Source organism: Paenibacillus sp. BIHB 4019, from assembly GCF_002741035.1.
Lineage (GTDB): Bacteria > Bacillota > Bacilli > Paenibacillales > Paenibacillaceae > Pristimantibacillus.
In genome coordinates this window covers 3,895,263-3,910,278 of record NZ_CP016808.1, presented here as the reverse complement: position 1 = coordinate 3,910,278, position 15,016 = coordinate 3,895,263, and the positions used below count along the sequence as shown (strand labels likewise).

Below are 15,016 nucleotides of genomic sequence, written 5' to 3'. Positions count from 1 at the left end.
CCGCTCCTATACTCGAATGCTCATTATTTTATGGATAAACCAAAAGCATACTAACAATGCACCAAGACCAATCGTCAGCAGCAGATAGCCCATGCCTCCATATAGAGGCGCCATATAATCTGGAGCCATTAGGTTCAAAAAACCAAGAAATATAAAGGGAATCGCCATCATAATGCGTGCCTCAAAGCGTTTTTGTGCCAGCAGCACCATAATGTCCTGCTGGATTTCCAGTTTTTCGCCAATCGTCTGCGCCGTACGCTTCATCACCTCTACCAAATCGCCACCCGAACGCTTGCAAGCTGCAAACACATCAACGAACTGTACGATATCCTCTACATGGGAGCGGACCGCTAAACTCCGCAGTGCCTGCTCCAACGGCTCCGCATGCTCAAGACGGTGCTTCACGATTTGAAACTCAAGCAGCAGCTCCGTTCTTGGATCAGGATATAACAGCTTTAAATCATCCAGCGTGGCAATAAAAGCATTTTCCACTGATCTTCCTGCTGCAAGACAGGATGTCAGCGAATAAAGCGCCTCCTTGAATTGCAGCTTCAGCCGCTCCTTGCGTCGCGAAATTAATGAAGCTTTGTAATAACGTGGTGCGCAAAATCCAAATCCAGCTGCGGAAAGGCAAACAAGAAGAGAATGATACACCGTATACAATGCTATAAAAAAAGCTGCATAACCGATAATTGCCGCCACTGCGAACTCGCGATAAGACAGCACATACCTATCATAATTTGTTAAATATCCGGTCTTGGCTGGCTGCCAGCTCGTATTACTCCCATTCCCTTCCTCACCTTTGCCGCTTTGAAGCTCAAGCCCGCACCAGAAAAGCACTCTAGTGAGCAGCGATTGCCCGACCTTCCCTGTATTCTTGGCTTTCCCTGTTTTCTCCGTTTTCTCTGTTTTCTCCGCTCTTTCCGCTCTTTCCGCTCTTTCCGCTTTTTCCGCTTTTTCCGCTTTTTCCGTTTTCTTGGCTTTCTCAGCTTTCCTCGCATTTCTGGCATTCCCCGGTATCTCCATAACGGTCCCCCTCCAGTGATAAACCTGCCATTTGCAGCTTGTCCCGGTGAAGGAGTGAATGAACGGTACGCTTTAAAGCTCCTAGCACCTTGCCATCCTTCTCGCCCTCCTCCTCAAAACGGAACAAGGGGCGAATCTCGATTTCCCCGCCATCTATGCCGGCAATTTCGCCTATTTCCGTTACACGCCGCGAACGGTCGCGAAACCGCGATAGATGAATGACAATATCCAGAGCTGAAACGATTTGCTTCCGAATGACTTGAACGGGCAAATCAGCTGCCCCTAGAGCCATCGTCTCGAGCCTTGCCATCATGTCGCGCGCACCGTTGCTGTGACCTGTTGACATACCCGAGTGCCCGGTATTCATCGCTTGCAGCATATCCAGCGTTTCCGCTCCGCGCACCTCGCCAACGATGATTCGATTCGGACGCATCCGCAGCGATGCGCGAATGAGATCGCGAACCGTAATTTCACCTTTGCCCTCGGTGTTGGCATTGCGCGTCTCCAGCGACACCAGATTGGCAACGCTGCGAATTTGCAGCTCAGCTGAATCTTCAATCGTTACAACTCGCTCATCAGCAGGAATGAACTGCGACAACGCATTCAGAAAGGTCGTCTTGCCCGTCCCTGTCCCTCCGCTAATAAAAATATTGTATTGCGCTGCGGTCAGCTGCTGCAGGAAGCTTGCTGCTTCTGCGGTTAAAGCTCCCGCCGCAACAAGCAGCTCCATTGTCATCGGGCGCTCAGGAAATTTGCGAATCGTCATCGCTGGCCCGCGCAAAGCTACTGGTGGCAGCACAACATGAACGCGAGAGCCATCCTTGAGACGGGCATCCACGATGGGCGAAGACTCGTTTACAACACGATTGACACCTGCAACGACAGCCTGAATCAAGTCCTCCAACCGCTCTTTGCTTTCAAAGGCAGCTGGCAGCTGCGTCATCGTTCCGCTTCGTTCAATAAAAATTTCGCCGTGATGGTTAATCATAATTTCAGTAACTGTCGGATCATCCATCAGCGGCTGCAATATGTCCAAGCCCCGAAAGGAATGAAACAGTCTCTGCACCAACTGGACTTTCTCCGCCGCTGTAAGCGGATGTCCGCTGCTGCAATAGTTAAATACCGTCTGTTCCACGCTTCGCGTCAGCTCTTCATCCGTTACAGCACCGCTGAAATCAAGCTGCGACCTAATCTGGTTTCTTAATACAAGCACCAGCTCATCGGTTAGCAATCCGAATACCTCCCTCGCTTGCCAATTGCTGAAACAACCGCTCCACGGCAGCTTTATACAATGGCGATGCAGCAACTGCCTCCGGCGATGAACGCCCTTCAGCAGCTTCAGGCAGCGCTGCGGCAATCGAACGGCTACCATTTCGCAGCTTAATCGTAAACATATGTGGAGGCCTCCCCTCTGCTTCATCACCTGCCACTGATGCAATACGGCGGTTAACAACAAGTCGGATGCTGCGGCTAAGCGACTGGAAATCTTCTTTCCACCTGCGTTCTGCGTAGCCAAGCGCCAGCTCTGTCTTCCGCTGAACGGATGGATCATCTGTAACCAGCCACAAAACCAAGCTGCTCTGCCTGCAAATTTGCAGCTCGATCTCCCCCATCCCATCCTGCAAATCGATTAAAATGAGATCATATTGCATTGAAGCTCGCAGCAGCTCCACCATCGCCGCTGCATCCGCCGGCAATAGGCTGTAACGATCCTCTTCGTTGTCGCAGGGCAAAATAAAATCGGCTTTCAGCGCCGGGTGGCGCTTTCGATGCTGCGCAAGCCACGCTCCTGCCTTATCTGGCTCAGCCTTCAGATGATAAAGCAGCTGTGACATGCCTTCTCCCTCGGGCAGCATGCGCTGGTCCCCCGCTCCTAGCCACACCTCAAGGGCGCTCCAGCGCTCCAGCGTCAAATAAAAGACGCGGCAGCCATGCTTGGCAGCTGTATTCGCCAGCTTGAGCGCAAGCGCAGTCTTGCCAACTCCCCCTGATGCCGAGCCGATTGCAATAACTGACGCTCCACCCTCATTGCTTGCACTACTTGCGCTCGACCGGACTGCACCATGCAAAGCCGCCAAGCTCTGCAATAATTCCGGGAGCGGCTGAAATTGCTGCAGCTCCGCATCATACTGGGCATATTGCCCCTTGGCAGCTACGAATGCCGCCACTGGCACTCCAGCGGGCAGGTGCGGAGATGCCGCAGCCAGCATGGCAGGCTGGGCCGCAATCAAATCGACGGCATAACCTCCCTTGAGAAACTGGATGAGAGAGGCTGGATTCGTAAAAGCTGTAAGCTGCCACTGCTCGCCGAAGGGACTATCCCTCACATATTCTGCAAGCCTTCTTGCATACTCCAGCTCACTTACTGCAACAGCTAGTTGATAACGCACCATTCATTCCTCCTTCCGAGGCACTGCTACAACCTGCAATCTGAGTTCAGACAACGCAAAAAAGCACCGTAAAGGCGCAGTTTACCTGCGGTCCTTTACGGTGCTTCCGTAGTTATCCGATTTAAGATTGAGAAAAATTTATCACGTTTAAGTATGTACTGTCAACTGCTTTTTTTCTAGAAATCCCCAGCAAGGTGCTGGCCATCCTTTGATCGTATATTTCATTTCATCGAGAGTAAAGAACAAGGACATAAGCGCATAACTTAAACAATCAAACCTATAAAACTCACCTTGTAATACAAAAATAATATTAGATTCGGGCAATGACCTAGGACGTTAACGCCCCAAAATTCTTATTATAAACAAAGGAGGCGAATAAACCTGTGACTACGAATAAAACACCTAATTTGAGTTTATCGGATTGCATTGGTACAGATGGCGTGGCGCGTACAGAGATGAATGTGAACTTTGAATCGATTGATGCGGAATTTGCAAAGCGCGGCACGAATCTCCTTTGGAAAGATGCTGACCCTACAGGAGCAACGGATAGCTCAGCCGCTCTTCTCAGCGCTATTGCGGAGGATTCCGATACCATCATAGTCCCAAAAGGAATATATGCGCTCCACTCCAACGTGTCGATACCCGCCACTAAAAGGCTAGTCTTCGATCAAAATGCCCGCTTTCGTCCTAAAAAAAATATAACGCTTACGGTAAATGGCCCTGTCGATGCGGACGCTTTCGATTGGATTTTCGATCTGACATTGGGCGGAAAGATTGCTGGCTATATAAAAATTGACACGATTTATCCCCAATGGTTTGGCGCGAAAGCTGATAACGTAACCAATGACTATTTGGCCATTCAAAATGCGGAGGATATAGCAAGCACCAGCACGGCTACCGTCGTTTTCGCTGGAGAGTTCGCCATCAGCGCCTCCATTGTCAAAAAATCAAACTCCCACTGGTTCGGCTATAAGGCTAAGCTTCGGAGAATGGACAATGCCAATCCCAGTGGCATGGGCTTTACTCTTGTATACGCCCCAGAAAACACGAAAACCTGGTCCATTAGAGGCATGGAATTTGAAGCCATCGACCACGGTACCAGACTCCTTAAAGATATTAAAACAGGCTTCTCCCCTTCCAAAAATAACTCCTGTATTGATGCTTATCACTCCCATGACTGGAATGTCAAAGACTGCGTATTCAGAAAATTTTCCCAGGGCATTATTTATCGCGGCTGCAGCAATTTTGTCATTAAAGACAATTCCTTTTATTCCGATACTGGAAAAACTATTGCATCCATGCTTGACGGGACTTACCAGCCTTTTGGAACGTATGCTTACACGGGAGCCATTGTTTTCGGGCACTTAGGAGCTTCGCCTGAACCCCGCAAAGCCAGCAATTTCATGATATCCGACAATTACATGGAGGTCATGGGACTCGATCTCGGCATTGATGCGCTTGCACAAACGTATGACGAGAATCCGTGTATCATTTCACGCAATATTATTTTGGGTGCGCAATGCTCCATACAGGTGTATAGGGGGAGCTATGCCGATCCGCTGACGGCGGAAACGTATAGAGGAAATATTCAAATTGACCTGAATCGCCTCTACGCATCATGGGAGCAGGCCATTTATATTCGAGGCACAAACAGCATCGTCGTATCCAACAACTATATTGAATATGCGGCGCAAAAGCCGGGAGGCAATGCAGATGGAGCGGGATCTTCAGTCGGAGCTATCGTGACGAGGGTGAATCCTTTCAAAACGGAGCCGCATTCGCCATTGCCTTCGGATCAGGTTGGCATTGATATTTTCAACAATCGCATTGTGAATCCTGGAAGAAACAATCATACGATTGACGGAGCCATTCATATCAAAATCCCGAACTGCCGTGTCGTCAACAATGATATTATCCGGGAAAAAGTAAAGTTTCCAAATCTTGCGCCCGGCCCTGCGATTATCGTCGATAATAGTGAATCCCTGCTGAATGCTGATATTCGCGGCAACCGAATCGATTATTTTCAAACGGGGATTTTGTGGGCAGGCAGCCCAAAAGAGCATACCGAGGTAGAGAAATCCTCCATTGAAGGAAATATCATTAAAAATTGCACCGGTGAAGCCATTACGCTGGATACATTCCGGGTAAGCGGCACCTTGATTCGTTCCAATCGGCTGCATAATTGTACGCTTGGCCTGTCCGTGCGCAACTCCCCTTATACGACGGTTGAAGACAACCATTTTAACCAATGCACCAAAGGCATCGAGCTTCGTCCCGGCAACCTCGCCAGCGACTATATCCCGCTTAAAAGCGGAAAAAAATATACGGGCGAGGACATGGGCCTTGCTGCAGGCGGTACCATTATTGTACGAAACAACGATTTTGTCGATGTCGGCACGCCTCATCTAACAACCGGGACGACGGGAAATGATTTTTATTTTCATGGGCGCTGCGCGGTATGGGAAGGGGATCGTATCAACAGCAGGCCGCTGCTTTCGAATCAATTTGCCGCTGCGGTTCCTTCCGCCACCTACACAGCCCGAATCTGGCATAAGCATGACCGTATTCAAAGCACGGCAATTGTCAGTGGACAGGTGTATGAAAAAATTTGCGTACAGCCTGGCATGTATGGCAAAGCGCCAACTAAACCGCTTACCTGCACGGTAACTAATGGTTCCGCCATTGCGACAAACGTTACCAGCGTCGCCAATATAGGCCGGGGTCAATATTTACTCGTAGGAGACAGCGTCAAATATGTGCTAGCCGTCGATTACAAAACCAATCGAATTACGTTTGACAGCGTATTTACCGCTTCCACATCCGGCGCTGCCATAACACTCAGTCCACCGCAGTTTGTCAATCTGATCGTATGTCCTTAATTCCACAAGCACAAATAAGCGCTATATAAGCTTTCTTTTCTACTGTCAGCCAGCCCAACAGGCTAAAAAGACAGTTAAAGAAGCTTATATAGCGCTTGTCGTTATGCGTAATATATTTACTCGGTCAGCTTCTGATGAAGGTCAACCCGGCCCGCCCGCTTGATACTCCAGCAGCTTGCTGAACGTCCCCTTGGACTCGCGATACAGCTGATTATAGCCGCCTTGCTGGATGATTCTACCCTCTTCCAAAACGATAACCTGGTCGGCGTCACGAATCGTCGACAGACGGTGGGCAATGACAATAATCGTTAATTTGCCCTTCAGCTGCTCAAGCGCCTGCTGAATTTTCAGCTCATTTTCGCTGTCGAGCGAGCTGGTCGCCTCATCCAGTACGAGGATCGATGGGTTCCTGAGCATCGCCCGCGCCAATACGATGCGCTGCCGTTCCCCGCCAGACAGCCGTACTCCGCGATCACCCACGATCGTGTCCAATCCCCGCGGCAGCGCGCGAACGAAGGCATCAGACGCCGAAAAAGCGAGCGCCTCCCACAATTGCTCCTCCGTTGCCTCCGGCAATACGAGCTTTAAATTTTCACGAATGCTGGCATTAAAAAGAAACGGGTCCTGCGAGACATAGCTGACCGCACTGCGGTAAGCAAAGCGATTGCTGTCGTCCAGCGGGGCACCGTCAAGCAGCACCGCTCCATGCTGGGGTACGATCAGCCCGATCAACGTATCGATTAGCGTGCTTTTTCCCGCCCCAGACTTGCCGACGATAGCCGTCATGCTGTTCGCTGGAATACGCAAATTAATATGCTTCAGCGCATACGTCTTATCCTGCTCCCGGTAGCGATAATACACATCTTGGCAGACCAGCTCATGCGCAAGCTTCAGCGCATCAGGCTCTGTCCGCTCTGTACGTTCTGTCCGCGCAACAGGCTCATTCAGCTGCAGCTCCTCAGCAACGCCACATTCCTCCATCAAGTCATTCAAGCTCTTGAACGCCGGGAGCGTCAGCACGATTTGCTCCATAGAGGCTTGAATGAGCGTCAGCTTTGGCCACAGCCTTGTAAAAATCAGCACAATTAATGTGAGCTGGGCTACCCCAACCTGCAGAACCTGCACCGATAAAAATACGCAGCCCGCAATCATCAATGCTGAAATACTTTTAAAGATGAGCTGGCTATTGGATTGCAGCTTCACAAACTGCACATTATTGTGCTCCATTTGCTGCGTCAGCTTGCTGAACCAGGACAAATGGCTTTCCTCCAGCCGATTGCTTTTGATCTCCTTAATGCCATTGAAATGGTCCGTTATGCCCGCCACATAGCTCTGCGACAGCTCAGTCAATCGGGTGCCAAGCGACCTTGCCCCTCGTGTATATTTACGTGAGAACAAGCTGAGCAGGCCTCCGCAAATTAAAATAAGCAGCGTTAGCTGGTACGACAAATAAAACGCCAGAGCGATTTGCACAATTGTAAAAATACCCGTCGTAACCAAACGCAGCGAGAGCTGCATCCCCTGATTAACCCGGGAAAGCTCGGAAGACAAAATATGATTGAAGTCCGACTTGCGTTTGCCGAGAAAAAAAGCCCAGTTCGATTGCAGCAGCGCCTGATAAATATCCATCCGCAATTTCGTTACAAAGCTTTGAAGCAGGGCAAAGCCCTGATTCGTCAGCTGTCTTTGCAGCAGGCCCTGCCCGACGTTTATGCCCATGAAGAGAGCCAGAACAGCTACCAGCAGCAGCTCCTGCGGCAGCTCGCCAAGCCAGTGGCTGACTTGCGGTACGACTGGCAGGTTTACGCTTTGAACATTAATTAAACCGATGATGCCCAGCAGCGGTATTAAGATGAGCAGCCCTACGCCCTCAAGCGAGCTGACGATCATAATGCCCAGCATGTTCAGGTACAGCTTTTTCCCTGCAAACTGATGCAGCTTTTTCATGTAGAGCATAATCGGTTTCATATACTCACCCTTTTGCGAGGCTGCTTGAGCCTTCGATAAAAATACAGAAACGGCCGCAGCGGAAAATAAAGAAAATGCAGTCCCTTAGGCAAAGGCAACGTCTGTGCATCCCAGGCACTCGGATATAGCTTGCCAATGAAGTGGGTCAGCTTCTCCCGGCTTGTCAGCAGCATATACGTATAACGCTTATAAAGCAGCGCCATCTTTTTCTCCTCTGGAATCGGGCTGATCGTAACGGTCTCCTGAATAAATGGAAAAATGCAGCGGACGAGCCTATGCGCAAGCGGGCTGTCGGCCAACGGCAGCAGCTCTTGGGGAGGCTTCACCCCAAACAGCTCCCGCGCCAAAATAAGCGCCTGCCCTACAGCCGCCGCCCCTCCGTTTTTACGGGTATCCTCCATCAGCGAATCGCCGCCATCCTCGCAGGCAGAAGCAAGCTGGGCAATATCATGCAGCCAGCGCAGCCGGAACCAGCCATGTCTGGCGCCATGGCTGACGAGATAATGAAACAGATGCTCCGGCCCCAAATAGGGAATCGGGCTACCTGTCTGCTCATAGATTCTGCGCTGTGCCCATAGCTGCTCGAAGGACACTTCCTTCACCGCATCAGGGCTGAGTCGCCAGTGCAGCTCAATTTGCGTCTGATTAACCGTATGCTCGAAGCAGCTATGATGCGTTTTCCACTTCAAATCATTAAACAAACGCGGAGCCGGGTCACGATCATAATAACCAAGCTCTTCGAGCACCGCCTCGGCCCGGTCAACATCCTCTATTGGAACCAAAATATCCAGGTCCTTGCTTGTGCGCTGGGAAATATCGCCGTACAGCTCATGAGCAATAACGGGCCCTTTCAATTGCAAGGAGCGGATGCCGCGATCTGCCAAAGCCGCTACCACTCGCTTCATCTCGGCGCTGAGCCTCAGCATCATCAGCGTATTGGCGTAATAATCCTGCTGGAGCGTCAGCAGCACCGACTTCGGCAGCTCCGGCTTCGCAAGCTGCTTCAGTTTTATATAGAGGCTTGGATATAAGCGGTGATGCCGCGCCAAGTCGATAATCTTCTCCCCGTTCAGCCTGCTGCCTGCCCAGCGGCGGCCAATAATTGCCGGATCGGCATCCGGCTTCAGGCAATCGAGCATAAATTGCAATTCAAGCGGAAGGTTGGCCACTTCCCATTCATACGTTTTATCCATAGCGATGCTCCTTCTTCCGCTTCATCTGATTACCGAACAATCCAACGACGGTGAAACGTCCCATTTCCTCCACGCCCGTTATGTAGTAGGGGCCGCTGCGAAGCCAAGCATGGGCAATCATTTTGCCAGATGCATCCTTGGCGGTGCCCAAATAGAGCGTGCTCGCTATGTTTCTGCGTTTCAGCAGCTTCATCGCGGCGATTCCCTTAACGAGACACTCGCTTTCCCACCAAGTGTAACGGCTCATCTGCCGTATCGCTTTCGACACCTCACCAAGCATCTGCTCATGCTCCGCAACCCGTTCATAGGGCGTCTCCTTCATCGGAACACCTAGCGTAGGGGCAACTTTAGCGAAAGGAATCAGCTTGAGAAGGCGTGCCCAGGCGAGCAGCGTATAGGCTTCGAACAGAAGCAACTTGCTGCGAGGCGGCAGCGCGATGAAATGGCTCCATTTTTTAAGCAAAACGATCGAACCGCCCTTCCCTTGAACTATTCGCTAACCCGCCGTATCTTCTGTTCCGCCATCCTGCGCGCCTGCATTCGAGACAGGCTCAAGCAGCCCTTCCGCATACAGGTCCTGTAAAAAGTCTGCCACCTGCTGGTCGCATACCGCTGGCTCTACTTCATACTCTTTGAGCAATTGGTCCACAATGTCGCGCCGTGTCACGGGCGAAACCGTCCGTTCCCAAATGATGCCGCCCAGCTTGCCCATGTTATAATATTTGCCCGAAGACAGGCTTAGCAGCACTTTGTCTCCATCCATATCGGCAGCCAAATGGCCTTCTGCCCGCTGAATCCTTTGTTCAGGCTGCAGAAACGGTTTAGTCTGTTTAGACATTTGCCTCACGTCCTTTCTGAGTCGCTGCTAGGATTAGATCAACCATTTCATAAGCGGAGAATGCACCTTCTATGGGACGCTGCAATTGATAAGCCTGCACGCTTGCCGCAAGCCGGACTGTGGCAGAAAAATGCCAATTTTGAAGCTTTAAAGGCGCGATTAGAAAATGCCGGAAGGTGTGGTTTTGCAATACAGGCAGCTTCGCTAACGAATGCAGCTGTGATAGCGATACCGCATTTGCTTCTGTGCGCGAAAGCTCAAATACGGCGGCGAGTGGAAGTGGAGAGGATAGGAAGCTGGCAGATAACGGAACAGCGAATTTGGATACGGAATAGGCAAGCGGCTTGTAAGGCTGGCCCGTTCTTCCCAGCTGCTCGACACTTTGCTGCCACAGCTTTTGCTGCGGATAGGAGGGCATGACTATGGCCGCGCCATGTGCGCCAGCCTCCGGTTCCTTTAAGGCAATTACATCATCGCTTAGCAATGGATAACCCCGGTCTATAAAAGCTGCGGCCAGTGTCGATTTTCCTGCCCCCGAGTCTCCTACGAATGCATAGGCCTTGCCGTCTATGGCTACGGCACTCCCATGCAGCGGCAGTTGCTTTCTCTGCAGGAGCAGTGCTCCTATGCATGTTCCGAGCAGGTAAAGCCGAAGCCTGCCCTCATCCATGTTTTCGCATGGCGCCACAATAATCCGTTTGCCCTCTTGAATGCAGAAGCTTGCGACCTCGTGAATATAAAAAAACAATTTTGCGCCGTGAACAGCATAATGATCCTGCGTTTGATCCCAAATCGGCCACGTAAATTCTGGCTTAGCCAGCTCTATTTCAACATCTGAAAACGCTTCCGAATTTGCCGCCGCAAGCAGCTCAGGAAGCTCGATTTCACTCCTGATTCGCAGGCCGAAAGCGTCGTAGATTGCTGTTTTCTCCGTTAATATCATCGCGTTCACCCTTATATGAATAAAATCGCGTTGCTTCAAGCCATCAATCAAAAACAAGGTGAAACCTACACTCTCCTATCCTTTGAACAAAATCAACAAAGTCCTTGTACAATGATGCTCTGCTGTATAAGGACCTTGTTGATCACTTTTACTGCATAAGTATAATGGATTTATTTCTAGGAAAAGGAAATGCCTGGATCGATAGGGTACGGAGTTGGGTCATCAGTAACGTCAAAGTCCCCCGCTTTTACAAAATCAATGTAACGTGTACCTATGCCAGCCATCGTCTCGCTTACTTGCAGCGTTTCAAGAACCGGAGCTTGCCATTGTTGTTTTTCCATGTTTATTCACCTCCTTTCAAATTGAACTGCCGGACAAATCGACAGGCTACGAGGCAATGCAATAAATAACGGCTGTTCAGATCAACCGCGTATTCCGGCTTAGGCACTAAGCCCACCTGCTCCAGCGAAGCCCTCATCTGCTCTACATTGAAAAACTGCGCAAGATACGGATCCTTGCAATATTGCATCAGTTCCTCTACAAAAGCAGGCCATACCGGCGTCATTCGATGAACCCAATCTGCCGCTTGAATGCCTCGCACCCGCTGGTTTAACCGAATTTGATCAGGCAAATAATTCGCCGTAGACTCGCGGATTAAAGCACGGTCATAGCCATCATGAACGAATTGCTCAATCGGAACAGACAAGCAAAACTTCACAACCCGCGGATCGCTGGTCGGGTCCCGTTCCCACAGCGCGTAGTTAAGCGATAGCTTCGTGCGCTGCGTACCGCTCATATTGGTCATCGCCATATCCTGAAAAGGCCCTGGCTGCGCTTTAATCGCATCCTTTTCAAAAACGCTGCCAGCTCCTGCCTGCCGCTCCTTCAATCTGGCAAAGACGTTCATCCGCTTGGCAAAAGCCGGATTGATCATGAGCGGCATCTCCTGATGCCCTTGCTCCTGCTCTTGGGGAAATAGCTTTGGAAAAGCATTTTTTCCAACATAATACATAATCCGTTTGCGCCCGACTGCCTTGCGCTTGCCGAACATCGTCACTTCCCGGTATAGCCGCAGCCATTGCAGCCGCTTAAGTAGCAAGGAATAATAATCGATGGCAGGTCCCCACGAGATCGAATGGTTCCCCATTGCTCCCGTGAGCAAAATGCCCATTCCCTGCTGATGCGACTGTTCGTAAACCCCTTTAATCCAAAATGAATTTTCTACAAATTTAAAGGGAATTTCCAGCATTTCCAGCCATTCATCCGCTTCCGACAATGGACTGCGGCCCTGCATATCCAAATATTGATCGGCAATATTGCCGACAAACCCTACGGTTTCCTGGATAAAGGGACGTTCGTCTGCCATATGCCGCCTGGACGTCCAATCCTGAAAATCCGGCTCCGGCACATAACTGAAGGTATGCAGCTGCTTTTGCTGCTTTTGCAGCGTTTTTGCCGCGAAGCTGACGACCGAGCCGGAATCGAGGCCGCCGCTAAGCGTCGCGCCTACCTTCCGAAACGTCCTCATCCGGGCACTGACCGCTTCCTGAAAAACCTCCTGGAAAGCCTCCGTATACTCCTCACGCCGCTTCAACCGCAGCTGCTCCGGGAGCTCGACCTTGCTGTGCTGCCAAAAATCGAGCCGTCCGTCCTTTAGGCGAAAAGCATGCCCCGGCGGCACTTGGCGAATATGCTCATAGGGCGTTGCGAAGAGGTCGCTCGACTCATGGACAATAGCAACTGCCAAATAATCGGCGAGCCAGCTTTCATTCAGCTTTTTCTCCACATGATGGGCGGCAAGCAGCGGAGCAATGGTCGTGCAAAAGGAGCTTTGCTGAGCATCAGAGTGGCTATACAGCGTACGGCTGCCGAAAAGATCGGTCGCACCGAACAGCTGGGATTTACGCTGATCCCAAATGATGAAGGCATAGTCGCCTATTAAATAACGCGGCGCTTCCTCTCCCCATTTGGCATAGGCCAGCATAATCAGCTCGCTATCCGGCATGCTGGCTCGCCGCTCGCGGTCGATAAGCAGCTGCTCCCACAGAAATGGACGATTATCGATCATAGCGTCAGCCGTAATCGTTAGCCCCAGCCCAGCTGAGTGAAAGGGCTGCGGCTGTTCGACCGATTCAGGCGTAATCCACTGGGCATGGCAGCCTAGGAAAACGCGGCCGTCATGCCAAGTATCGACGGCATCAGCTGGATATTTTTGCAAGGCTTGCATTAGGCGCAACCCCGCTTCTACGGAAACGGGAGCTTCGGAATCCTTCTGATAAATAGCGGCGATTGCGCTCATGCGGTACCTCTTTTCTTCTTGATACTAACTGTATTTATTATAGCATATAAAGATACATTTTGTATCATTTTTATTAAAATAATTATGCGTTTTTTTCCTATGCTTCACCATTTTTCACAGCGACAATAATGGTTTTTGTTCTTTTACTCCATGGTTCATATTGGGGCGGCCCACCGAATAATAAATGAGCTGCGTATTGGCTAGTTCATGCTCACTATAAATGTTGCGCCCATCAATGAGATTAGGCGTTCTCAGCCAGGCTTGGATAGTTAGCGGTTTAATGTCGCGAAATTCCTTCCATTCGGTCAAAATACACAGCGCATCCGCCTGAATCGCCGCTTCTTCCGGCTCAGCGCAATAAACAACGCCCGATTCGCCAAATTGTTGGCGAAAATTAGCCGTCGCTATCGGATCGTAGGCTTTGACATTTGCGCCTCGCTTTACCAGCGCATCAATAATTTCAAAGGCTGGGGCATCGCGCACATCATCCGTTTCCGGCTTGAATGCCAAGCCCCAAATCGCAACGGTGCGGCCCGCCAAATCGCCAAGCGAGGCTTCCAGCTTGCGAATGACGTTAAAGCGCTGGTCGCGATTCACATCTACGACCGATTTAAGCAGCTTAAAGTCATAATCCATTTGTCCGGCAATTTGAATAAGCGCCTGCGTATCCTTAGGGAAACAGGAACCCCCGTAGCCTATTCCGGCTTTCAAGAATGAAGAACCAATTCGCTGATCATAACCCATTCCTTCCGCTACCTCGGTCACATCGGCGCCCACCTTCTCGCAAATGTTGGCAATTTCATTAATGAAGGAAATTTTGGCAGCGAGGAAAGCATTGGAGGCATATTTAATCATTTCGGCGCTGCGAATATCGGTGCTCATAATGTGCTCGGTGAGCGGCCTATGCAGTTCTGTTAAATACTTGCGTGCCGTCTCCCCTGATGTGCCAATGACAATGCGGTCCGGGTGCAGCGTATCTTGAACCGCCGTGCCTTCCCGGAGAAATTCAGGGACGGACGCGACCTCGAACGGAAAAGCCGTCTGGCTCGCTATAATCGTTTGAATATGCTCATTCGTGCCGACTGGCACCGTGCTTTTGGTCGCAATAATTTTAAAGCCATTCATCGCCAGGCCGATTTCGCGGGCAGCCTGCTCAATGTAGTTCAAATTCGCTTTGCCGCTTGGGAGCGATGGCGTCCCTACCGCAATAATAATAATGTCGGATTTCCTCACCGCTTCTGGCAAATCCGTCGTAAATTGCAAGCGTCCCGCCGATTTATTGCTCGCTATGAGCTCTTTCAAGCCCGGCTCATAAATCGGCACCTCCCCTTTATTCAACAAGGCAACCTTCTCCTTCAGGTGGTCAACGCAGATGACATCGTTGCCCAGTTCCGAGAAGCATACGCCCGATACTAAACCTACATAACCCGTTCCAATTACAGCAAGCTTCATGCTGCCCACTCCTCTCCATTTGCAGCCT

General features: G+C 50.6%; 12 protein-coding genes. 1 reads left to right on the top strand and 11 read right to left on the bottom strand.

Going from position 1 to position 15,016, the window contains the following annotated elements:
• Positions 1-6: 6 nt before the first annotated feature.
• Genes BBD42_RS16975 through BBD42_RS32285 form a run of 3 tightly spaced genes read right to left on the bottom strand, consistent with a single transcriptional unit; the run spans position 7 to position 3,419 of the window.
• Positions 7-1,026, bottom strand: coding sequence for a type II secretion system F family protein (locus BBD42_RS16975; RefSeq protein WP_216364836.1), 1,020 nt, complete (start codon positions 1,024-1,026; stop codon positions 7-9).
• Complete coding sequence (locus BBD42_RS16970) at positions 986-2,257, bottom strand: TadA family conjugal transfer-associated ATPase (protein ID WP_237163128.1); 1,272 nt, start codon at positions 2,255-2,257, stop codon at positions 986-988. Before BBD42_RS16970 ends, BBD42_RS16975 begins: the two co-directional genes overlap by 41 nt.
• Entirely contained in the window at positions 2,244-3,419 is a 1,176-nt protein-coding gene (locus BBD42_RS32285; RefSeq protein WP_237163127.1) for a P-loop NTPase family protein, read from the bottom strand. The genes BBD42_RS16970 and BBD42_RS32285 overlap by 14 nt, the downstream gene beginning before the upstream one ends.
• A 380-nt stretch (positions 3,420-3,799) precedes the next feature.
• On the opposite strand from BBD42_RS32285, the gene BBD42_RS16965 reads away from it, so the two are divergent.
• Positions 3,800-6,295 (top strand): right-handed parallel beta-helix repeat-containing protein, encoded by a 2,496-nt coding sequence (locus tag BBD42_RS16965; protein ID WP_099519119.1) that lies wholly within the window; start codon positions 3,800-3,802, stop codon positions 6,293-6,295.
• Positions 6,296-6,436: 141 nt separating this feature from the next.
• Here BBD42_RS16965 and BBD42_RS16960 read toward each other — a convergent pair whose 3' ends face one another.
• The 8 genes from BBD42_RS16960 to BBD42_RS16930 form a co-directional block, all read right to left on the bottom strand.
• Positions 6,437-8,263 carry an ABC transporter ATP-binding protein gene (locus BBD42_RS16960; RefSeq protein WP_099519118.1) on the bottom strand — a complete coding sequence of 609 codons (1,827 nt, stop codon included), beginning with the start codon at positions 8,261-8,263 and terminating at the stop codon, positions 6,437-6,439.
• Positions 8,260-9,456 carry a nucleotidyltransferase domain-containing protein gene (locus tag BBD42_RS16955; RefSeq protein ID WP_099519117.1) on the bottom strand — a complete coding sequence of 399 codons (1,197 nt, stop codon included), beginning with the start codon at positions 9,454-9,456 and terminating at the stop codon, positions 8,260-8,262. The genes BBD42_RS16960 and BBD42_RS16955 overlap by 4 nt, the downstream gene beginning before the upstream one ends.
• Positions 9,449-9,925, bottom strand: a complete 477-nt coding sequence (locus BBD42_RS16950) for a lasso peptide biosynthesis B2 protein (protein WP_099519116.1) — start codon at positions 9,923-9,925, stop codon at positions 9,449-9,451. The genes BBD42_RS16955 and BBD42_RS16950 overlap by 8 nt, the downstream gene beginning before the upstream one ends.
• Positions 9,926-9,952: 27 nt before the next feature.
• The gene (locus tag BBD42_RS16945) at positions 9,953-10,294 is read right to left on the bottom strand and encodes a lasso peptide biosynthesis PqqD family chaperone (protein WP_150131564.1); all 342 of its coding nucleotides are present in this window, start codon (positions 10,292-10,294) and stop codon (positions 9,953-9,955) included.
• Positions 10,287-11,237, bottom strand: coding sequence for an aldolase (locus tag BBD42_RS16940; protein ID WP_150131563.1), 951 nt, complete (start codon positions 11,235-11,237; stop codon positions 10,287-10,289). The genes BBD42_RS16945 and BBD42_RS16940 overlap by 8 nt, the downstream gene beginning before the upstream one ends.
• Before the next feature lie 176 nt (positions 11,238-11,413).
• On the bottom strand, positions 11,414-11,578 hold the full coding sequence (locus BBD42_RS31570; RefSeq protein ID WP_150131562.1) for a paeninodin family lasso peptide: 165 nt from the start codon (positions 11,576-11,578) through the stop codon (positions 11,414-11,416).
• A gap of 2 nt (positions 11,579-11,580) precedes the next feature.
• Positions 11,581-13,536 carry an asparagine synthase-related protein gene (locus tag BBD42_RS16935; RefSeq protein ID WP_099519114.1) on the bottom strand — a complete coding sequence of 652 codons (1,956 nt, stop codon included), beginning with the start codon at positions 13,534-13,536 and terminating at the stop codon, positions 11,581-11,583.
• Positions 13,537-13,650: 114 nt separating this feature from the next.
• The gene (locus BBD42_RS16930; RefSeq protein ID WP_099519113.1) at positions 13,651-14,988 is read right to left on the bottom strand and encodes a UDP-glucose dehydrogenase family protein; all 1,338 of its coding nucleotides are present in this window, start codon (positions 14,986-14,988) and stop codon (positions 13,651-13,653) included.
• Positions 14,989-15,016 lie beyond the last annotated feature (28 nt).

What these genes read in the sequence shown, in the direction of transcription:
- BBD42_RS16975 (WP_216364836.1), bottom strand. Translation starts at nt 1,026, where the DNA reads ATGGAGATACCGGGGAATGCCAGAAATGCGAGGAAAGCTGAGAAAGCC.
- BBD42_RS32285 (WP_237163127.1), bottom strand. Translation starts at nt 3,419, where the DNA reads ATGGTGCGTTATCAACTAGCTGTTGCAGTAAGTGAGCTGGAGTATGCA.
- BBD42_RS16960 (WP_099519118.1), bottom strand. Translation starts at nt 8,263, where the DNA reads ATGAAACCGATTATGCTCTACATGAAAAAGCTGCATCAGTTTGCAGGG.
- BBD42_RS16955 (WP_099519117.1), bottom strand. Translation starts at nt 9,456, where the DNA reads ATGGATAAAACGTATGAATGGGAAGTGGCCAACCTTCCGCTTGAATTG.
- BBD42_RS16945 (WP_150131564.1), bottom strand. Translation starts at nt 10,294, where the DNA reads ATGTCTAAACAGACTAAACCGTTTCTGCAGCCTGAACAAAGGATTCAG.
- BBD42_RS16940 (WP_150131563.1), bottom strand. Translation starts at nt 11,237, where the DNA reads ATGATATTAACGGAGAAAACAGCAATCTACGACGCTTTCGGCCTGCGA.
- BBD42_RS31570 (WP_150131562.1), bottom strand. Translation starts at nt 11,578, where the DNA reads ATGGAAAAACAACAATGGCAAGCTCCGGTTCTTGAAACGCTGCAAGTA.
- BBD42_RS16935 (WP_099519114.1), bottom strand. Translation starts at nt 13,536, where the DNA reads ATGAGCGCAATCGCCGCTATTTATCAGAAGGATTCCGAAGCTCCCGTT.
- BBD42_RS16930 (WP_099519113.1), bottom strand. Translation starts at nt 14,988, where the DNA reads ATGAAGCTTGCTGTAATTGGAACGGGTTATGTAGGTTTAGTATCGGGC.